Annotated in this window: 16 protein-coding genes; 4 read left to right on the top strand and 12 right to left on the bottom strand. The window is 66.9% G+C overall.

Annotated features, from left to right (window positions below):
• Positions 1-28 precede the first annotated feature (28 nt).
• Entirely contained in the window at positions 29-1003 is a 975-nt protein-coding gene (ilvC, locus tag H4O10_RS13575; RefSeq protein ID WP_005410945.1) for a ketol-acid reductoisomerase, read from the bottom strand.
• Between the two features lie 657 nt (positions 1004-1660).
• Here ilvC and ggt point away from each other — a divergent pair.
• Positions 1661-3379 (top strand): gamma-glutamyltransferase, encoded by a 1719-nt coding sequence (gene ggt, locus H4O10_RS13570; RefSeq protein WP_049453159.1) that lies wholly within the window; start codon positions 1661-1663, stop codon positions 3377-3379.
• 260 nt (positions 3380-3639) lie between these two features.
• Here ggt and H4O10_RS13565 read toward each other — a convergent pair whose 3' ends face one another.
• From H4O10_RS13565 to H4O10_RS13555, 3 genes are all read right to left on the bottom strand, one after another.
• A complete protein-coding gene (locus H4O10_RS13565; protein WP_012479186.1) occupies positions 3640-4800 on the bottom strand; it encodes an MFS transporter in 1161 nt (386 codons plus the stop codon).
• A gap of 227 nt (positions 4801-5027) precedes the next feature.
• A complete protein-coding gene (locus tag H4O10_RS13560) occupies positions 5028-5777 on the bottom strand; it encodes a TerC family protein (protein WP_088470261.1) in 750 nt (249 codons plus the stop codon).
• Between the two features lie 33 nt (positions 5778-5810).
• Positions 5811-6206 carry a diacylglycerol kinase gene (locus H4O10_RS13555; protein ID WP_005408126.1) on the bottom strand — a complete coding sequence of 132 codons (396 nt, stop codon included), beginning with the start codon at positions 6204-6206 and terminating at the stop codon, positions 5811-5813.
• A 212-nt stretch (positions 6207-6418) separates the two neighbouring features.
• Between H4O10_RS13555 and H4O10_RS13550 the strand changes: the two genes are divergently transcribed.
• Positions 6419-7120, top strand: coding sequence for an SGNH/GDSL hydrolase family protein (locus tag H4O10_RS13550; protein WP_033834753.1), 702 nt, complete (start codon positions 6419-6421; stop codon positions 7118-7120).
• Positions 7121-7252: 132 nt separating this feature from the next.
• Here the strand turns inward: H4O10_RS13550 and H4O10_RS13545 are convergent, their stop codons facing one another.
• From H4O10_RS13545 to H4O10_RS13535, 3 genes are all read right to left on the bottom strand, one after another.
• Positions 7253-8524 carry a HAMP domain-containing sensor histidine kinase gene (locus tag H4O10_RS13545; protein ID WP_005408124.1) on the bottom strand — a complete coding sequence of 424 codons (1272 nt, stop codon included), beginning with the start codon at positions 8522-8524 and terminating at the stop codon, positions 7253-7255.
• Positions 8525-8680: 156 nt separating this feature from the next.
• Positions 8681-9394 (bottom strand): response regulator transcription factor, encoded by a 714-nt coding sequence (locus H4O10_RS13540; protein WP_002811889.1) that lies wholly within the window; start codon positions 9392-9394, stop codon positions 8681-8683.
• A gap of 87 nt (positions 9395-9481) precedes the next feature.
• A complete protein-coding gene (locus H4O10_RS13535; RefSeq protein WP_033834742.1) occupies positions 9482-10126 on the bottom strand; it encodes an arylesterase in 645 nt (214 codons plus the stop codon).
• A gap of 75 nt (positions 10127-10201) precedes the next feature.
• Here H4O10_RS13535 and H4O10_RS13530 point away from each other — a divergent pair, with 75 nt between their 5' ends.
• Both H4O10_RS13530 and H4O10_RS13525 read left to right on the top strand, forming a co-directional pair.
• Positions 10202-10849 carry an ATP-binding cassette domain-containing protein gene (locus tag H4O10_RS13530; protein WP_049454848.1) on the top strand — a complete coding sequence of 216 codons (648 nt, stop codon included), beginning with the start codon at positions 10202-10204 and terminating at the stop codon, positions 10847-10849.
• Positions 10846-13362 carry an FtsX-like permease family protein gene (locus tag H4O10_RS13525; RefSeq protein ID WP_033834740.1) on the top strand — a complete coding sequence of 839 codons (2517 nt, stop codon included), beginning with the start codon at positions 10846-10848 and terminating at the stop codon, positions 13360-13362. The genes H4O10_RS13530 and H4O10_RS13525 overlap by 4 nt, the downstream gene beginning before the upstream one ends.
• 107 nt (positions 13363-13469) lie before the next feature.
• On the opposite strand, the gene H4O10_RS13520 is transcribed toward H4O10_RS13525, so the two are convergent.
• The 5 genes from H4O10_RS13520 to H4O10_RS13500 all read right to left on the bottom strand — a co-directional run bounded on the left by H4O10_RS13520 (position 13470) and on the right by H4O10_RS13500 (position 18932).
• Positions 13470-14396, bottom strand: a complete 927-nt coding sequence (locus tag H4O10_RS13520) for a DUF6607 family protein (RefSeq protein WP_049454850.1) — start codon at positions 14394-14396, stop codon at positions 13470-13472.
• Between the two features lie 73 nt (positions 14397-14469).
• Entirely contained in the window at positions 14470-15069 is a 600-nt protein-coding gene (locus tag H4O10_RS13515; RefSeq protein WP_049454852.1) for a hypothetical protein, read from the bottom strand.
• Positions 15070-15073: 4 nt separating this feature from the next.
• The gene (locus tag H4O10_RS13510) at positions 15074-17308 is read right to left on the bottom strand and encodes a TonB-dependent hemoglobin/transferrin/lactoferrin family receptor (RefSeq protein ID WP_278251384.1); all 2235 of its coding nucleotides are present in this window, start codon (positions 17306-17308) and stop codon (positions 15074-15076) included.
• Positions 17309-17461: 153 nt separating this feature from the next.
• Entirely contained in the window at positions 17462-17656 is a 195-nt protein-coding gene (locus H4O10_RS13505; protein WP_005412278.1) for a hemin uptake protein HemP, read from the bottom strand.
• A gap of 304 nt (positions 17657-17960) precedes the next feature.
• The gene (locus tag H4O10_RS13500; RefSeq protein WP_049454878.1) at positions 17961-18932 is read right to left on the bottom strand and encodes an aldo/keto reductase; all 972 of its coding nucleotides are present in this window, start codon (positions 18930-18932) and stop codon (positions 17961-17963) included.
• Between the last annotated feature and the right edge of the window lie 90 nt (positions 18933-19022).

The following is a 19022-nucleotide window of genomic DNA, read 5'->3' as shown; positions in this document are numbered from 1 at the left end:
GCAAAGCGGGTGGGGGAGGGCCGCGTGGTTACGCAGCCTGTCCTTGCAACCAGACCATCTTGGCGCGCAGTTCCTTGCCCACCTTCTCGATCGGGTGCTCCAGGTCGGCCTGCTTGAACCTGTTGTAGTTCGGCAGGCCCGCTTCGTACTCGGCCACCCAGTTCTTGGTGAAGGTGCCGTCCTGGATGTCCTTCAGCACCTCCTTCATGCGTTCCTTGGTGCCGGCATCGATCACGCGCGGGCCGCTGACGTAGTCGCCGTACTGCGCGGTCTCGGAGATGAACTCCAACATGCGCGAGATACCGCCTTCATAGAACAGGTCCACGATCAGCTTCAGTTCGTGCAGCACTTCGTAATAGGCGATCTCCGGCTGGTAGCCGGCTTCGACCAGGGTCTCGAATCCGGCCTGCACCAGCGCCGAGGCACCGCCGCACAGCACCGCCTGCTCACCGAACAGATCGGTTTCGGTTTCTTCCTTGAAGGTGGTCTGGATCAGGTTGGCGCGCGCACCGCCGAGGCCGGCGGCATAGGCCTGCGCATGCTGCGCGGCCTTGCCGCTGATGTCCTGGTAGACCGCCCAGATGCACGGCACGCCACGGCCGATCTCGTACTCACGGCGCACCAGCGCGCCGGGGCCCTTCGGCGCGACCAGCACCACGTCCAGGTCGGCACGCGGCTCGATCATCCCGTAATGCACGTTCAGGCCATGCGCGAACAGCAGGCACGCCCCCTGTTTCATGTTCGGCGCCAGCACGTCGTTGTAGAGCTTCTTCTGCACCATGTCCGGGGTCAGCACGGCAACCAGGTCGGCGTCCTTCACGGCCTCGGCGGGCGCGATCACGGTGAAGCCATCGGCCTGGGCCTTGGCTTCGGTCGGCCCACCCGGACGCAGGCCTACCACCACGTCGAAGCCGGATTCGCGCAGGTTCAGTGCGTGGGCGCGGCCCTGGCTGCCGTAGCCGATGACGGCGATCTTGGTCTGGGGCAGGTCGTTGGTGCTCATGGGGGAGGTTCCTTGCGGTGGGAAGAAAAAAGAACGGCCGGTCGTCGAGGTGACGTGCCGGCCGGTCAGGGGAAAGCGGTGGAGGAGGCGCCGCGCATCGCACAGGCACAGCCACCACAAGGCGTGGTGGTGCAGGTCCGGGTTGTGCGATGAGCGTTGGTCATGGTGGTTGCGTCTGAAACCAGGTTCTGAAATGAAAAAACCCGCACCGGGGCGGGTGCGGGTTTTTGAAGAGTTCCGGTGTGTGTGTTGCTTACACGCTGGCTCGTCCCGCACCTGTTGGTTGGGTAATAAGTACGAGCACAAGAATCGAACGCAGCGAGGCGGCGCCGGTGTCGGCGGCTTCGATGTGGGTTCGCGGTGGCGTGTTGTGATGCAACATGTGATCGAGAGAAACACAGCCATTTCGGCGGTGTCAACCCTCGCGACGGATTTTCTATCGGTTTCCGCTGCATCCAGCGCAATTGCTTGCGGCACAAGGATGGTTGCTGCTGAAAGTGTTTCGGTGAACCCGAATTCACTCCTTTCGGGGCGGTTTTTGCGCGGAATCCGGTGGATTTTTCCGCCCAAGGATCAACGTCCATGACGTCTGTCCGATACCGCTTGAAGGCCGCACCGGCGAAGATCGGGGAACCACCCGTCCATCGGAACCCGACCGTGTCCCGACGCCTTGCCCGTTCCCTGCTCGCCGCCGCCGTATTGGCTGCCGTACCGGCGCTGTCCTTCGCCGCCGACCGCATCACCGGCCACACCTTCGCCACCCGTTCGGAGGTGATCGCCCCGCATGCGATGGCCGCGACCTCGCAACCACTGGCCACCCAGATCGCGCTGGACGTGATGAAGGGCGGCGGTTCGGCAGTGGACGCGGCGATTGCCGCCAACGCCGCGCTCGGTCTGATGGAGCCGACCGGCAACGGCATCGGCGGCGACCTTTTCGCCATCGTGTGGGATCCGAAGACGCAGAAGCTCTACGGCTACAACGGCTCGGGCCGCTCGCCGAAGTCGCTCACCCTGGCCGAGTTCCAGCGCCGTGGCCTGAAGGACATCCCGGCCACCGGTCCACTGCCGGTGTCGGTGCCGGGTGCCGTCGATGGCTGGTTCGCGCTGCACGACCGCTTCGGTCGCAAGCCGATGGCCGACAACCTGGCGCCGGCCATCCGCTACGCCCGCGAGGGTCACCCGGTGGCCGAGGTGATCGCCTACTACTGGGACCGCTCGGTGCCCAAGTTGTCGCAGTACCCGGGCTTCAAGGAGCAGTTCACGATCAACGGCCACGCCCCGCGCAAGGGCGAGATGTGGAAGAACCCGAACCTGGCCAGCACCCTGCAGAAGATCGCCGACGGTGGCCGCGACGCCTTCTACAAGGGCGAGATCGCCCACACCATCGGCGACTACTTCAAGGCCAACGGTGGCTACCTGAGCTACCAGGACATGGCTGACCATCATGGCGAGTGGGTCGAACCGGTCAGCAGCAACTACCGTGGCTACGACGTCTGGGAACTGCCGCCGAACAGCCAGGGCATCGCCGCACTGCAGATCCTCAACGTGCTGGAAGGCTACGACTTCTCGAAGATCCCGTTCGGTTCACCGGAACACGTGCACCTGTTTGTCGAAGCGAAGAAGCTGGCCTTTGCCGACCGTGCGCGTTTCTACGCCGACATGGCGTTCCAGCCGGCACCGGTGCAGAAGCTCATCTCCAAGGAGTACGCCGCGCAGCGTCGTGCGCTGATCTCGATGGACAAGGCGTTGAAGGAAGTGCAGCCGGGCACGCCGAAGCAGCTGGAGGAGGGCGACACGATCTACATGACCGTGGCCGACGCCGACGGCATGATGGTTTCGCTGATCCAGTCCAACTACCGTGGCATGGGCAGCGGCATGGCACCGCCCGGTCTGGGTTTCATCCTGCAGGACCGCGGCGAGATGTTCGTGCTGCAGAAGAACCATCCCAACGGCTACGCGCCGGGCAAGCGCCCCTTCCAGACCATCATTCCGGCCTTCATCACCAAGGGCGGCAAGCCGTATGCCAGCTTCGGCGTGATGGGCGGCGCGATGCAGCCGCAGGGCCACGCGCAGATCGTGATGAACCTGGTGGACTTCGGCATGAACCTGCAGGAAGCCGGTGATGCACCGCGCATCCAGCACGAAGGCTCGACTGAACCGACGGGTCAGGCCACGGCGATGACCGATGGTGGTGAAGTGAATCTGGAAACCGGCTTCCCGTACGAGACCGTGCGCGCGCTGATGCGCAAGGGGCATCGCATCGTGTTCGCCGATGGGCCTTATGGCGGGTACCAGGCGATCATGCGCGATCCCGAGAGCGGGGTTTACTACGGCGCTTCGGAGAGCCGCAAGGACGGGCAGGCGGCGGGGTATTGAGGTTTCCCGGCCACCGGGCTGAGCCCCCTCTGCGGTGGTGGTTCGTGGAAGCGGGATCATGTGATTGGGCCGGGCGGGTGGGCTGTTCGGGGGACGCCGTGAATCCGTCCCTGGAGGCTTGGCAGCCGCATCCATGCGGCTGACACCCCCCCCCCCCCCCCCCCCCCCCCCCCCCCCCCCCCCACGGATAACCAGCTTTTGACGTTGACGTTGATTGCAGCGGGTGCAGGGCTGCAAGCCCTGCCGGAAACCCTCTCCCCTCAGCAGGCTTCAGCCACCGCAGTGCGGGGACGCCCCAGCCACGCCAGCAGCAGGCCCGATGCCGCCAGCAGGCCACCGGCCACCGGAATCGCCGCGTAACCCAAACCCGAGCTGATCACCGCGCCCCCCAGCGCGGCACCCACCGCGTTGCCGAGGTTGAACGCACCCACGTTGATCGACGACGCCAGGCCCGGCGCCTCGCTCGCCGCCTGCATCACCCGGATCTGCAGCGGCGGCACGATGGCGAAGGTCGCCGCGCCGAACAGCAGCACGCCCAGCGCCGCAGTGGCGTGGTGCATGAAGGCCAGCGGCAGCACGAACATCAGCACGGCCAGGACCGCCAGCAGGATGCGGGTCGCGCCATCAAGCGACCAGTCGGCCATGCGCCCACCGATGCCATTGCCAAACGTAAAGCCGATACCGATCAGGGCCAGCGACATCGCGATGAAGGTGTTGGAGGCGCCGGTCAGTTCGGTCAGCACCGGCGCCACGTAGGTGTACAGAGTGAACATCGCACCCGCGCCGAGCACCGTGGTGCCCATCGCCAGCAGTACCTGCGGCTGCAGGATCGCCTTCAGTTCGCGGCGCACGTCCGGGCGCGGCCCCGGTGCAGATGCCGGCAGCGCGAAGCCGAGCGCGGTGATCGCAATCAGGCCCAACACTGCAGTACCGGCGAAGGACAGGCGCCAGCCCAGTTGCTGGCCCACCCAGGTCGCCAGCGGCACGCCGCCGATATTGGCGATGGTCAGGCCCATGAACATGGTGGCCACGGCGGCGGCCTGCTTGTCCTTCGGCACCAGGCTGGCGGCAACCACCGCACCGATGCCGAAGAAGGCACCGTGGTTGAGGCTGGTGACCAGGCGCGACAGCAACAGCAGGCCGTAGTTCGGGGCCAGTGCCGAGAGCAGGTTGCCGACCACGAAGATCGACATCAGCAGCATCAGCGCGGTGCGCTTGCCGAAGCGGCCCATCAGCAGGGTCATCACCGGTGCGCCCAGCATCACGCCCACGGCGTAAGCGGTGATCAGCATGCCGGCAGTGGGAATGCCCACACCCACGCCGTCGGCGATGACCGGCAACAGGCCCATCGGCGCAAACTCGGTGGTTCCGATGGCGAAGGCGCCGACGGCAAGCGCCAGCAAGGCGGCTCTGGAATTCATGGGGGGGTCCTGGGGGAGGGATTCGGGAGTGCGTAGCCTGCGCGCTTTGCTGTGGCGGATTAAGCCTCGCCCCGGGAAAACACTGTTGATTCTGGTTCACAAGTGAGGCACGGAAACCCGCTGCAAGTGCAAAAACCGCAGCGCCGTAGCAGAGCCGTGCCCCCCCCCACAAACGCAGAACCCCCGGCCGGGCCGGGGGTTCTGAGGGACTTACATGCCAGAGGCGCTTACCAGTTGCCGGCGCCCGGCACGTTGTGCTCGCGCGCGCGACGGCGCATCAGCAGGTTCAGCCATTCCACCAGCACCGAGAAGCCCATCGCGGCGTAGATGTAGGGCTTGGGCACGTGCACGTCCAGGCCGTCCAGGATCAGCACCGCACCGATCATCAGGATGAAGGCCAGCGCCAGCATCTTCACGGTCGGGTTGGCGTCGATGAAGCGGCCCAGCGGGTTGGCGGCCAGCAGCATCACCAACACCGACAGCAGGATGGCGGCGACCATGACCGGGATGTGGTCGGCGATGCCAACCGCGGTGATCACCGAGTCCAGCGAGAACACGATGTCGATCACCGCGATCTGCGCGATCACGTAGCCGAACACGGCCGAGGCCTTGGTGGTGCTCGGATCTTCATCCTCGCCGCCGCTGATCAGTTCCTTGATCTCCATGCAGCCCTTGATGATCAGGAACAGGCCACCGACGATCAGCACCAGGTCACGGATGGAGATGCCCATGCCGGCCACCGTGAACAGGTTGGCCGCCATGTGCGCCAGATACGCCAGCGACACCAGCAGACCGATACGGGTGATGCAGGCCACGGCGATACCGAGCTTGCGTGCGAACGGGCGATGTTCTTCCGGCAGCTTGCTGACCGCGATGGAAATGAATACCAGGTTGTCGATGCCGAGCACGATTTCCAGCGCGCTGAGCGTGAACAGGGTTACCCAGGCATTGGGGTCGGCGAGGAACTCAAAGGACATGGAATCTCTTCAAGGCAGTGGGGGAATGGGGTTTCAGCCGTAGCTGCCGGCCAGCGCGTGCGGAACCACGACCAGGGCCCAGCACAACAGCACGTTCATCATCAGCACGAACACCGCCGCCGAGCCCATGTCCTTGGCGCGGCCAGCCAACTCGTGGATTTCGCTGCCGTAACGTTCGATCACCGCCTCGATCGCCGAGTTGGCCAGTTCCATCGCCAGCACCAGCAGCATCGAACCGATCATCAGCGCACGCTCGACCGGCGTCTGCCCCAGCCAGACCGCGACCGGCGCCAGCAGGATCAGCAGGTAGACCTCCAGCCGGAACGACGATTCGTGCAGCCAGGCGGCGCGCAGGCCCTGCCAGGACCAGCGGGCGGCCTGGAAGATGCGGCGCGGGCCGCGCGGCAGATGGCCGAACTGATCAGCCACGGGTGGAACATCCAGCAACAGGGGCGCGGCGCAGCGACCGCTCAGACGCACGGCAGGGAATCATGGGTGCACAGGAATAGGCAGATGGCCGCCATTTTGCCACAAGGCCGCCAGCCGCATCCCGGCACCGGCCCGGTGAATGGACTGCCAGGGGCAAGCCCCGGCCCGCCCCAGCTTCTATGATGACGTTCCCTTCCCTGCTGGAGCGCCTGATGTCCCGTCGCCGTACCTGCCTGCTGATGCTGGGCCTGCTGACCGCCGCACCGCTGGCCCAGGCCCTGGGCCCGACCACGTCGCCCCGGGTACCCGAACAGGTCTCCAACGTGGCCTGGGCCGGCGACATGGCCCGGTTCGCCAGCGCCGACCAGGCCAACCCGCCGCCCCGCGGTGGCATCGAATTCATCGGCAGCTCCTCCATCCGCTTCTGGGAGAACCTGGCCACCGACTTCCCCGGCCAGCCTGTATTCAACCGCGGTTTCGGCGGCTCGGAAGTGCGTGACAGCACCTGGTATGCCGGCCAGATCGTGGTGCCGTATGCGCCGTGCAAGGTGTTCTTCTACGCCGGTGACAACGACCTCAACAGCGGCCGCACCCCGACCCAGGTGCGCGACGACGTGGTCGCCTTCGTGCAGCGCGTGCATCGCGACCTGCCGAAGACCAAGGTCGAGTACCTGTCGATCAAGCCGAGCCCGTCGCGTGCGCACCTGCTGCCGGCGATCAACGAGGCCAACACGCTGATCAAGGCCGCGCTGGCCAAGCTGCCCAACACCGGCTTCACCGATATCTACACGCCGATGCTGGGCGCGGATGGCCAGCCGGATGCAACGCTGTTCCGCGAGGACATGCTGCACATGACCCCGGCCGGCTATGACATCTGGACCAAGGCGCTGGCGCCGAAGGTCAACTGCAACTGAGGCGGACGTGCGCCGGAGGGCGCCACGCACGCGCTCCGGTAGATGCCAACCTTGGTTGGCATGGGACACCGGCGTGAATCCTGCTGAAAGCGCCGACCAAGGTCGGCAACTACCAAGGCAGCAGGCGCCCGGTCAGCGGAACACCACCGTCGCTTCGGTGCCCTGACCTGGCTCGCTGGCCAGGCTGACCTTCCAGCCGAAGCGATCACACAGCCTGCGTACGATCGACAGGCCCAGGCCGGTACCCTGCGGCCGGCTGGGTTCGGCGCGATAGAACGGCTCGAACGCCCGGGACAGCGCTTCGGGGGACATGCCGATGCCGGTATCGTGCACCACCACCCGATCGTTGTGCACATGCACGTCGATGCGCCCCTCGTCGGTGTAGCTGCATGCATTGCGCACCAGGTTGCTGACCACCACCTGCAGCACCCGCGGCGGCGCATGCAGCTGCACCGGGCCATCGCTGTGCAGGTGCACCGACACCGGGCGAGCCCCCAGCAGTTCGTTGGCGTTGTCCACTTCATAGCGGACGATATCGTTGACGTCGAACAGCTCGATCTGCGGTTCGACGTCTGCCTCGCGGGCCAGGATCAGGAACGCATCGATCACTGCTTCCATGTCGCGGCCAGCCCGCTGGATGCGCTGCAGGCTGCGGCGCAGGCGCGGCTGCAGGCTTTCATCACCCAGTGCCATGTCGCTGGCAACGCGGATGACGGTCAGCGGCGTGCGCAGTTCATGGCTGGCATCGCGGGTGAAGTTGCGCTCGCGTGCCACGTGCGCGCTGACCCGGTTGGCCAGCGAGTGCAACGCGGCCGCCAGCTGCCGGGTCTCGCCCTGCATGTCCGCCGGCAGCTTGTTGGGCTCCAGGTCGGCCGCTTCCGGATGCCCCGGGTCCCAGCGCGAGACGCGTCGAGCCAGCCAGTTCACCGGCGACACCAGGCGCTTGGACGCGCGGTAGGTCACCCAGCTGGCGCCATACACCGCCAGCAGGGTCAGCAGCACCGGCACGATGCCGAACCAGAACGCCAGCATCTCTGCGCGCGAGCGCAGGAACACCAGGTACAGGCGGCCAGCCGGGCGCACATCAACCAGCACCAGCTGGTCGTCCTTGGGCAGTTCGTGGAAGCCGGGCTCCAGATTGCGCAGGTTGGCCGGCAACGACAGTGCCGACTGCCCGCTTTCCAGCAGGTAGCCGCGGATGTTCTGGGTATTGGGCGGTGGCTGCACCGGGGACGCTTCGTGCAGCGTCCAGTAGTACGCCGCCTCCTCGCGCAGGGCAGCGCCCACCAGGCTGTGCTTGATCACCAGCGAGACCAGCCACGCACCCAGCAGGATACCCAGGCTGGCCAGCACTGCCTGCAGGATGAAGGCGATACGGATCTTGCGCGGCAGGCCGTGCGGCATTGCGGAGTCCCGGTCAGAGCGCTGCGATTATAGGCAGCGCGCCACGCCGTGCGGGTGCATGGGCGATGACCGGCGGCAACGCCGGCCGGTCATGCCCTGCCCTCGTACGTGGCCACAACCCGGCCGGGCCTGCTGCTGCACCGGCGGGTATCCTGCTCAGGCCATCGGCTGGGCGATGTCGGCAATGCGGTAGCCGGCACTCTGCACGGTGTGCAGCAGCGGACGGTCGAACGGCTTGTCGATGATCTTGCGCAGGTTGTACAGGTGGCTGCGCAGGGTGTCCGAATCCGGCAGGCCATTGCCCCAGATCTCGCGCTCGATCTCCTGGCGGGTGACCACGCGCGGCGATTCGCGCATCAGGATGGTCAGCAGGCGCAGGCCGATCGGCGAAAGCTGCAGCTCGGTGCCGGCACGGGTCGCACGCATGCTGACCGGATCGAGCACCAAGTCGGCCACCTTCAGCACTTCCGAACCGACCTGGCGACGTTCGCGACGGATCAGCGCGCGCAGGCGGGCTTCCAGCTCCTGGATCGCGAACGGCTTGGTCAGGTAGTCATCGGCACCGAAACCCAGGCCGGTGAGCTTGTCGTCCAGCGTGTCGCGTGCCGTGAGCATCAGCACCGGGGTGGACTTGCGCGCATCGTTGCGCAGGCGACGGCACACTTCGATGCCATCCAGGCGCGGCAACATCAAGTCGAGCACCACGACGTCATAGCTGTTCTCCGCCGCAAGGCGGTAGCCATCCAGGCCGTCCTGTGCATAGTCGACTTCGAAGCCGCGACCTTCCAGGTATTCCCCGATCATCTCGGAGATGTTGCGGTTGTCTTCGACCACCAGCACCAAGCCGGAGGTCTCCTTCGTCTGACGCATGTGATTCCCTCTAACTTCAGCTTTGTGAAACATGCCGGATCGACGGTGGACGCGATGTGAAGTTCCGTCAAGAGGTACACAAACGGTTCAGAGCAGCGGCCTCAGCAGCGGCCAGACGTTGTCCAGCACCTTTGGCTGCGCCTGTGCGGTCGGGTGCAGGCCGTCGGCCTGCATCATGCCCGGCTGCAGGGCGACGCCCTCCAGCAGGAAGGGCAGCAGCGGCACCTTGTACTGCGTGGCCAGCGCCTTGTAGGCCGCCGCCAGGCGCTGGCGATAGGCCGGCCCGTAGTTGGGCGGCACGTCAATGCCCAGCAGCAGCACCTTCGCGCCCGCCTTCTGGCTGGCCTGCACCATCTTTCCCAGGTTGCCCTGCACCTGCGCCGGGGTCAGCCCGCGCAGTGCGTCATTGCCGCCAAGGGCGATCACTACCACGGTCGGCTTTTCCTTCGCCAGCAGGGCCGGCAGGCGGGTGAGTGCGCCGGCGGTGGTCTCGCCGCTCATGCTGGCGTTGACGATGCGCGCCGGGGTTTTCGACTGCTGCCTGACCCGCTGCTGCAGCAGGCTGACCCAGCCGGCGTCGGCAGGGATATTGTGGGCAGCACTGAGGCTGTCGCCGAGCACCAGCACGGTACCGGCCGGACCTTTGGCACAGGCCAGCCCCGGCAGCAGCAGGAACCCTAGCAGCAGCACCATCATCGCGCCGGCTCGCCGGCTCCATCCCGTCTTGCGCATTGGAGTCTCCTCATCGACAGCCTGTCCCCCCGCAGCGCGCCCGTCGCCATCGCCGTCGACCAGGTCGGCAAGTCCGTGCAGGGCCCGGAGGGCGAAGTCCACATACTGGACAACATCACCCTGAAGGTCCATGAAGGCACCAGCGTGGCCATCGTCGGCGCCTCCGGTTCCGGCAAGACCACCCTGCTTGGCCTGCTGGCCGGGCTGGACCTGCCCAGTCGCGGCCGCGTCGCGCTGGCTGGCCAGGACCTGTCGGCGCTGGACGAGGAGGCCCGCGCCCAGCTGCGCTCGCGTGAGGTCGGCTTCGTGTTCCAGAGTTTCCACCTGCTGCCGGCGCTGACCGCCGCCGAGAATGTCGCGCTGCCGCTGGAACTGGCCGGGCGCGAAGACCGGGCGCGGGTCGATGAAGTGCTGGCCCAGGTCGGGCTGGCCCATCGCGCCCGCCACTATCCGCGCCAGTTGTCGGGCGGCGAGCAGCAACGCGTGGCATTGGCACGTGCGTTCGTCACCCGCCCGCGCATCCTGTTCGCCGACGAACCGACCGGCTCGCTGGACCACGCCACCGGCCAGCACATCAGCGACCTGCTGTTCGAACTCAACGCCGGCAGCGGCACCACCCTGGTGCTGGTCACCCACGACCTGCGCCTGGCCCAGCGTTGCCAGTACATCCACCGCATCGACGACGGCCGCCTGCTGCCGGTCGAGCGTGGGGCGCAGGCATGAACCTGCTGCGGCATGCGTGGCGCGCGCTGCGCCGCGAGGCGCTGGCCGGTGACCTGCTGACCGTGTTCGCCGCACTGGTGCTGGGCGTGGCGGTGATGACCGCGGTCGGCACGCTGGTGAACCGGGTCAACCTGGCACTGACCGGCAGCGCGGCGGAGATGCTCGGCGGCGACCTCGGCATCGCCGGGCGCGATGACCCGCCGCAGGCATTCGTCGACGAGGCGCAGCGGCGTGGACTGGCCTTCACCCGCATCGCCAGCTTCGGCAGCGTGCTGTTCAACGGTGATGCCAGCCAGATGGCCAGCATCAAGGCGGTGCAGGCGGGCTATCCGCTGCGTGGCACGCTGCGGGTGCGCAGCACGCCCGGTGGCGCGCTGATCGCCAACGCCGGCACGCCGCCCAAGGGCCAGGCCTATGCCGACCCGCGCCTGTTGCAGGGACTGGGACTGAAGGCCGGCGACGATCTCGAGTTCGGCGCTGGCACGCTGCGCATCGCCGGCATCATCGAGGCCGAACCGGATACCGGTGGCGACCTGCTGACGCTCTCCCCCACCCTGCTGGTCAACCGCGCCGATGTGGAAGGCACGGGCCTGCTCGGTCCGGGCAGCCGCATCAACTACCGGCTGATGTTTGCAGGACCGGCAGGACAGGTCGCGTCCCTGCGCGAGTGGCTGCTGCCACAGGTGAAAGGCCTTCGCCTGCTTAGCGTGGACGACACCCAGCGCGGCGTGCGCCAGGCCTTTGATCTGGCCGGGCGCTTCCTCGGCCTGAGCGCGCTGCTGGCGGTATTGCTGGCCGGCGTGGCGACCGCGCTGGCGGCCAACCGTTTTGCCCTGCGCCGCATCGACCAGGTGGCGATCCTGCGCTGCCTGGGCGCGCGCCAGCGCGACATCCTGCTTGGCCTGGCGCTGCAGCTGCTGATGCTGGCGGTGCCGGCCTGTGCGCTCGGCATCGGCCTGGGCATGGCCGCGCAGGAAGGCCTGGTGCAGGTGCTGGGCAGCCTGGTGCCGCAGCGCTTGCCGCTGCCCGAGGCAATGCCGGCGCTGACCGGCGCCGGCATCGGCCTGTTGCTGCTGTTCGGCTTCGGCCTGCCGCCGCTGCTGCGCCTACGCGGGGTGCCGCCGATGCGCGTGCTCAACCGCTCCTTCGCCGCCCTGCCCCCGGCCTCGCTGCTGGCCTACGTAGCAGCGCTGGCGGCGAGCCTGCTGCTGGCGGTGCAGGTGACCGGTGATCTCAAGCTGGCGCTATGGGTGCTGGGCGGCCTGGCCGCGTTGGCGGTGGCGGCCGGCGTGGTCGGCTTCGTGCTGCTGCAGCTGCTGCGCGGCCTGCAGCACCGCCTGCACGGCCACTGGCGGCTGGGCCTGGCGGCGCTGACCCGGCGCCGGATGCTGGCGGTGATGCAGCTGGTCGGGCTGTCGCTGTCGCTGTGCGCGCTGTTGCTGCTGGCGGTGACCGGCCCCGGCCTGCTGCAGCAATGGCGCGAACGCCTGCCCGCGGATACGCCGAACTACTTCCTGATCAACATCCAGCCCGAACAGCGCGACAGCGTGCTGGCCGCGCTGCGTGGACTGGGCGCCAACGACGCCAGCATCGAACCGATGGCCACCGGCCGCCTGATCGCGATCAACGGCAAGCCGCCGTTGCGCGTGGATCGCGAGCCCGGTCAGGACGGACAAGCGGCACAGGGCGAAGGTCAGCGCGATGATGACGACGAGAACCGGCCGTTGAACTTCAGCTGGCGCAGCAGCTTCCCGCCGGCCAATACGCTGATGAACGGCACCTTCTGGACGCCCGACAGCACGGCGCTGGAGGCGTCGGTTGAAATCGGCTGGGCCAAGCGCTACGGCGTGTATCCGGGCGACCGCATCACCATTGCAGTAGGCGAGCAGGAGCGCGAGTTCACCGTGACCAGTGTGCGCAAGGCCGACTGGAACACCTTCCGGCCGAACTTCTTCGTGCTGCTGAACCCGAACGCGGTGGGCGATACACCGCACAACCTGCTGTCGGCATTCCACCTGCCGGCCGGCAAGGCAGCCGGACTGGGCGAGCTGGTGCGCGCGCAGCCCAACCTGTCGCTGCTGGACGTGGACGCGGTGATCTCGCAGGTGCGCGATGTGATGGAACGGGTGGCACAGGCGGTGCAGCTGGTGATGGTGTTCAGCCTGCTGGCCGGCGTGCTGGTGCTGCTGGCCGCGCTGCAGGCCACGGCGGGCGAGCGTCGCTACGACAGCGCTGTGCTGCGCACGCTGGGCGCGACCCGGCGCCAGCTGCGCGGTGCGGTGCTGGTGGAGTTCGGCGCACTGGGCACGCTGGCCGCGTTGCTCGCGGTGGGCGCGGCAGCCGCCATCGGCGTGGCAGTCTCGCAGAAGGTGTTCGAGCTGCCATTGCTGCCGCCGTGGCCGGGCCTGCTGATCGGCGGCGTGGTCGGCATCGGGCTGAGCCTGCTGGCAGGCTGGTGGGGTACGCGGGCGATCCTGCATACGCCACCGGCATTGGCGCTGCGCGAGGCCTGAGGCGGCGCCGGACCGGGGCGCGTGCCGAGCAAGCTCGGCACCTACCAAGAGCACATGACGGCGTTGCCAGTGTTCAAGGAACAAGCACATCCACGCATGGCGTGGATCTACTGGGCCTTTTCCACGTACTTGGCGAACACGTCGTCGATCTGCGTGTCCTTCACCTTCTTGCCGGCCTGGATCGCTTCGGCCTGGGTGAACAGCGGAATGATCATCGCCATGCCGTCGATCCTGGTCTTCAGGTGCACGCCCGGGGCCTGGGTCAGGAAACCGTCCCAGCGCTGGCGCACCTTGGCCCAGTAACCGGCGGTGGCCTTCCAGTAGTTGCGCGCCGGGGTGAAGTCGACCTCGGTGGTCTTCACGTAGTCGTTGAAGCCGAACTCGCGTGCGATCTCCACCTGGCTGCCATCGGCGTTGCGCTGCACCTTGGTGTTGAACTGTTCGTGGGTCCAGCCATTGGGCGTGAGCGTGTGGCGGTTGACCACGGCCAGCGCGTTGTAGTCGCTGCGTTTGGTGTACTCACGGCGCGGCAGCGGGCGCCAGCTCAGATCGCTGGTCCAGCTCGGCACGTTGTTGGTGTAGGTCCAGGTGCCGGTGCCGCAGTAGCGCGGTGCGTCGCTCACTTCGTACACGCACTGGGTCCAGGCGCCCTGGTTCACCGCCGACGGAATACTGCGCACCTTCCAGGTCTGGTCGGCGCTGAACTCGAAACGGTTCGGTGCTTCGTACACCCAGTCCTGGCGCCAGTGCTTGGTGATGTGGCCGCTCTTTTCATCCAGCAGCAGGTGCTGCAGCACGATGCGCTTCGGCGTGTCCTCGACCACGATGACCACTTCGCTGCCGCCGCTGCGCATCGCCGGTGCACGCTCGTAGCCCGGCTTCAGCAGCACGGTCTCGTCGAAGGCGAAGTCCACGGTGTACTCACCCTGCATGGCGAGGATGCTGTCGTGGTCGCGGGCGATATCGGAGGGCTGCGAGCTGGCCACGCCGCTGGCGGCGAGCAGCAGCATGGCGCTGGCTGTCTGGAGCTTCATCGGGGTCTTCCTTCGGGGTTGCAGATTCATTGAGGGGCCATCCGTGGCCAACGGGCGTTCCATCAGGAGAGGGTCACAGGCGGATCAGCGGCAGGTCGCCGGGAATCCGGGGAGCCGGACGCCGGGCGGCGTCGGCACAGCAGCAGTCGTCGATCGCCAGCTCGCCTTCAGCACCTTCCAGGCGTGCAATACGTCGCGCGGCGGTCGCGCCCAGCGACGACAGCGTCGACAGGCTGGCCGCCAGCGTGCGGCCGTCGTCGGCGGCATGCAGGCGCAGCGCACACAGCCGCCAGCGCTGGCCACCGAGATGGCCGGCCAGGCGCCGCCACAGGCGTTCGCCAACGCTCGCCTCGCTGTCGTGTTCCGGTCCCGGCGGCAGCGCCGCGACCAGACGGTCCCAGGCCAGGAAATCGCTGTCGGGCAGCAGGTACAGGCGCCACACGCAGCGGCCGCGGCCATCAAGGAAGCACAGGCTTTCGCGCAGGCCCTCGCTGTCCACGCCCTGGCAGGCGTGTACGCGTACGGCCTGGCGCCAGCCGCCCAGCTCGTTGCCGTCGGCGTGGTACAGGCACAACACGGTGCCGAGCGTGGCCAGCTGTGCCGGGGTCGGCCAGGCCGCGCTGTTCGGCGCGGCGATGGAGTCATTCCTGCGTGCGGACAGTGCTCGGCTCATGAGGTCACCAGGAAACGGCAAGGCTGGCGGAGAAGGTGCGGCCCGGGCTGCTGAAACGATCACTCAGTGCGCGATCGGTGATCAGGCTCGGGGTGATCGACGACCATTCGATGTAGCGCTTGTCGGCCAGGTTGAACACGCCGACATTGAAGGTGGCACCCGGCGCGAAGTTCCAGTGCGCCATCAGGTCCAGCACGCCGTAGCCGGCCGGCTGGTAGACGAACGGCGCCGGTGCGTTCGGATTGGTCTGCGCCGCAGGCGGCGGCAGGCGCTTCTTGCGCTGCACGAAGGTACCGGCCAGTTCGACGCCCCAGGTATCGGTGTCGTACATCAGTCCCAGCGTGCCACGCAGCGGATCGACCGAGGCCAGCGGTTCGTCATCGGTCCGGTTGTCACCATGCGACCATGCCAACGCACTGCGCAGCGCCCAGCCCTTCAGCGCCGGGCTGAGTTCGCCGAACTCGATGCCGGCCTTCATTTCCGCGCCATAGATGCGCGCGTCGGCGATGTTCTGCGACTGGAACACGGTCAAACCCTGTGCGTTGCGACCGGTATCGACGTTGGACTGGATGAAATCCTTGTAGTCGTTGTAGTAGCCGCTGACGCTGACGTACGCCGCCGGCGCGATGAAGCGCAGACCCAGTTCGTAGCCGTCGCTGGTTTCCGGCTTCAGATCCGGGTTGGCGATGGCGGTATAGCGGAAGGCGACGTTGGTCAGGCCGATGTTGACGTCGTTGTACGGCGGCGAACGGAAGCCACGCGCATAACCGGCGAACAGCGACCATTCGTCGGTAAAGCGCCAGACCATGCCCAGCTTCGGCGACACGCTGGTCTTCTTCAGCTGCGCCACGGCCGTGGTCGGGTTGTCTTCGGCGAAGATGCTGTCCACTTCCGGCTTCAGCTCGTAGCGGTCCACGCGCACGCCCGGCACCAGCGACAGCCTGCCATCGGCAAAGCGCATCTCATCCTGTGCATACAGGCCCAGCTCGGTGGTCTTGCTGATCGGGAAGTCACGCACCGGGAAGGTGTCCGGCAGCACCGTGTTGCTGACCACGCCAGCCTTGCTGACCTGATAGCCGTCGCGCTTCTGGCGGATCTCGGTACGGGTGCCTTCGAAACCGTAGGTCAATGCGTGCTCGACGCTGCCGGTGGTGAACGCCTTGTTGAACTGCGCCTGCAGGCCATAGGCATGCTGGTCGAAGGAGAACACGCGGTGGCGGCGGGTGCCGTCGGTGCGGGTCTCGTCGGTCTGCTGCCGGGTTTCGCTGTTCTGCGCGTACACCTGCCAATGCAGGCTGTCGGCGAACGGCTGGTCCAGCGCATCCATCTCGTGGGCGAAGGACACACGGTTGCGCTTCTGGGTGTCGTGGGACGTCATGCCAGTGGCCGCAGCCATCGCGCCGGGGCGCGGTGCAACGCTTGCAATCGCCGACAGCACATTGGTATCGGTGGTGTCTTCGTTGCCTTCCACGGTCAAGCGGAAGCGCTGGTCCTCGCTGGGTGCATAGACCAGTTTGCTGAGCAGGCTGTGGCCGTCGCGATCCTGCGGATTGGACGCGGTGCGGGTGTCGTTGTCGCTGCGCACCGTCCCCTTGTTGTCCGTTTCCTGGCCCTGGTGATGGTTGACGTTGACCAGGCCGCTCCAGTGGTCGCCACCGAAGGCGGCGGTGGCACCGCCGAGCAGGCCCTTCCACTCACCGTCGTAGCCGAATTTCAGACCGAAGTAGCTGTTCTTGCCGTCCTTGAGATAGTCGGCCGGGTCCTTGGTCACGAACGCGACCACGCCACCGAGTGCGTCGGAGCCGTACAGCGAGCTGGCCGGTCCACGCACGATCTCGACGCGCTTGAGCGTATCGAGGTCGGTGAAGTTGCGGTTGGAACTGGCGAACGAACCGATGTCGAACCGGGTCGGCATGACGATGCCGTCGGTCTGGATGCGCACGCGGTTGCCGTCCAGGCCACGGATGCGGAAACCATCCAGGCCGAAGCGGGTCGCGCTGCGGGTGACCGACAGGCCCGGCTCGTAGCGCACCAGATCCTTGATGTCCTGCACCAGGTTCCGGTCCATCTGCTCACGGTCGATGACATCCACCGTGGCCGCCACGTCGCTCACCGCCCGCTCGGTGCGGGTGGCGGTGACCTGCACCCGATCGAATTCGCGCGCATCGGGGGCAGCAGCGTGGGCGGACAGCGGCAGCGCCATCCAGACAGCAAGGCAAAGGGCGGTATGGCGGGTCATCGGGTTCGTTCGGTCAGGCAGGGGAACCCCCGGTTACCGGCACACCCGGAAGGTGCACGCGGTAGACCGAGGGGGAGAGAGCGGGAACGGACGGGTCGCCCACCCTGTCGGCGCTGCCGGCAGGAGGGAGGGAGGCGGGCGACCAGACCGCGATTACTTGGTCAGGATCAGCTTGTCGTTGCTGGTGTGCCGCAGGCGATAGAAGCGGTCGCCGTGCTGGATCAGGATTTCACGACGGCCCTTGAGCAGGGCTTCGCTGTCGATGACCTCTTCCGGCGGAACGACGCGGACCGGTCGATCGCGGAGGGTCAGTGTTTCGGGGCGCAGCAGTACAGGTTGAGCATTCATGAGCATCTGGACTCGTGCGAGGGACGAGTTAAATGATAATGATTCTCAGTTGACAATCAACAACCATTCTCAATTTCATTGATGGGATTAATGATCGAGTTCCGTAATTCGATAGATCGCATCAATTAAATGGCGACGTAGGTGTGTAGAGTCGACTGTTGGTCGACTGCTGTTGCTCGAAGCAGTCGGTTATTCGAAGCAGTCGACTGACAGGCGACTCTACCGTTCCCGTTCGCGTTCCCGTCCCGTTCCCTCGGCCGAACCGGCCCGAGCGAGGCCCCTGAGGCCCGGTCGGCCCCGGGGTTCAGGCGAAGACGGCTTCGACCTGCGCCCAGCCGGCCGCGTCGACCTGCTCCAGCACGTCCAGTGCCTGCAGGTTCTGCAGCAGCTGGCTGACCCGGCTGGCGCCGAGGATCACGCTGGAAACGTTCGGGTTGCGCAGGCACCAGGCGATGGCCAGCGTGGCCGGGGCGTGGCCCAGCGCGCGTGCCACCTCGCTGAAGCGCCGCACCTGGCCCAGGCGGGCCCCGGCGTCGGACCCCAGCACCAGGTCCTGCAACCACTCCATGCCTTCCCGCCCCAGCCGTGCATCGGCCGGAATGCCCTGGTCGTACTTGCCGGTGAGCAGGCCCGACGCCAGCGGCGAGAAGATGGTGGTACCCAGGCCGGCACCGGCATACAGCGGCGCGTACTCGACCTCGACCCGCTCGCGGTGCAGCAGGTTGTACTGCGGCTGCTCCATCGACGGGCCCTGCAGGTTGCGCGCCTCGGCGATGTCCAGCGCCTGCTGGATCTGCACCGCCGACCACTCCGAGGTACCCCAGTAGAGGATCTTGCCCTGCCGCACCAGGGTGTCCATCGCATGCACGGTCTCGGCAATCGGCGCGTCCGGATCCGGGCGGTGGCAGTAGTAAAGGTCCAGGTAGTCCACCCGCAGGCGCTTGAGTGCAGCGTGGCAAGCGTCGGTCACGTGCTTGCGCGACAGCCCGCGCTGGGTCGGCCGCGGGTCCTTGGCGCTGCCGAAAAACACCTTGCTGGACACGCAGAAACCGTCGCGCGGCAGGCGCAGGTCGGCGATCACGTCACCCATGACCTGTTCGGCACGGCCGTTGGCATAGCCCTCGGCGTTGTCGAAGAAGTTGACACCATGATCCCAGGCGGCGGCCACCAGGTTGCGGGCCTCATCACGCGGGATCTGGTCACCGAAGGTCACCCAGGCGCCGAAGGAAAGGGCGGAAATCGGCAGGCCGGTGGAGCCCAGGCGACGGTATTGCATGCGAATCTCCTGCTGCGGGCCCGCATCCGGGCCGGGATCGACCCCCATTCTACCTGCCGCCGCCAGCCGCAAGCCCTTGCCGTTGCTGGC

The sequence above is a fragment of the Stenotrophomonas sp. I18B00994 genome, from assembly GCF_014145825.1.
Classification (GTDB): Bacteria; Pseudomonadota; Gammaproteobacteria; order Xanthomonadales; family Xanthomonadaceae; genus Stenotrophomonas; species Stenotrophomonas maltophilia.
Note: the sequence above shows the minus strand (reverse complement) of the source record. Positions and strands in the feature narration are given on the sequence as shown.

What these genes read in the sequence shown, in the direction of transcription:
- ilvC (WP_005410945.1), bottom strand. Translation starts at nt 1,003, where the DNA reads ATGAGCACCAACGACCTGCCCCAGACCAAGATCGCCGTCATCGGCTAC.
- H4O10_RS13565 (WP_012479186.1), bottom strand. Translation starts at nt 4,800, where the DNA reads ATGAATTCCAGAGCCGCCTTGCTGGCGCTTGCCGTCGGCGCCTTCGCC.
- H4O10_RS13560 (WP_088470261.1), bottom strand. Translation starts at nt 5,777, where the DNA reads ATGTCCTTTGAGTTCCTCGCCGACCCCAATGCCTGGGTAACCCTGTTC.
- H4O10_RS13550 (WP_033834753.1), top strand. Translation starts at nt 6,419, where the DNA reads ATGTCCCGTCGCCGTACCTGCCTGCTGATGCTGGGCCTGCTGACCGCC.
- H4O10_RS13545 (WP_005408124.1), bottom strand. Translation starts at nt 8,524, where the DNA reads ATGCCGCACGGCCTGCCGCGCAAGATCCGTATCGCCTTCATCCTGCAG.
- H4O10_RS13540 (WP_002811889.1), bottom strand. Translation starts at nt 9,394, where the DNA reads ATGCGTCAGACGAAGGAGACCTCCGGCTTGGTGCTGGTGGTCGAAGAC.
- H4O10_RS13535 (WP_033834742.1), bottom strand. Translation starts at nt 10,126, where the DNA reads ATGCGCAAGACGGGATGGAGCCGGCGAGCCGGCGCGATGATGGTGCTG.
- H4O10_RS13525 (WP_033834740.1), top strand. Translation starts at nt 10,846, where the DNA reads ATGAACCTGCTGCGGCATGCGTGGCGCGCGCTGCGCCGCGAGGCGCTG.
- H4O10_RS13520 (WP_049454850.1), bottom strand. Translation starts at nt 14,396, where the DNA reads ATGAAGCTCCAGACAGCCAGCGCCATGCTGCTGCTCGCCGCCAGCGGC.
- H4O10_RS13515 (WP_049454852.1), bottom strand. Translation starts at nt 15,069, where the DNA reads ATGAGCCGAGCACTGTCCGCACGCAGGAATGACTCCATCGCCGCGCCG.
- H4O10_RS13510 (WP_278251384.1), bottom strand. Translation starts at nt 17,308, where the DNA reads ATGACCCGCCATACCGCCCTTTGCCTTGCTGTCTGGATGGCGCTGCCG.
- H4O10_RS13505 (WP_005412278.1), bottom strand. Translation starts at nt 17,656, where the DNA reads ATGAATGCTCAACCTGTACTGCTGCGCCCCGAAACACTGACCCTCCGC.
- H4O10_RS13500 (WP_049454878.1), bottom strand. Translation starts at nt 18,932, where the DNA reads ATGCAATACCGTCGCCTGGGCTCCACCGGCCTGCCGATTTCCGCCCTT.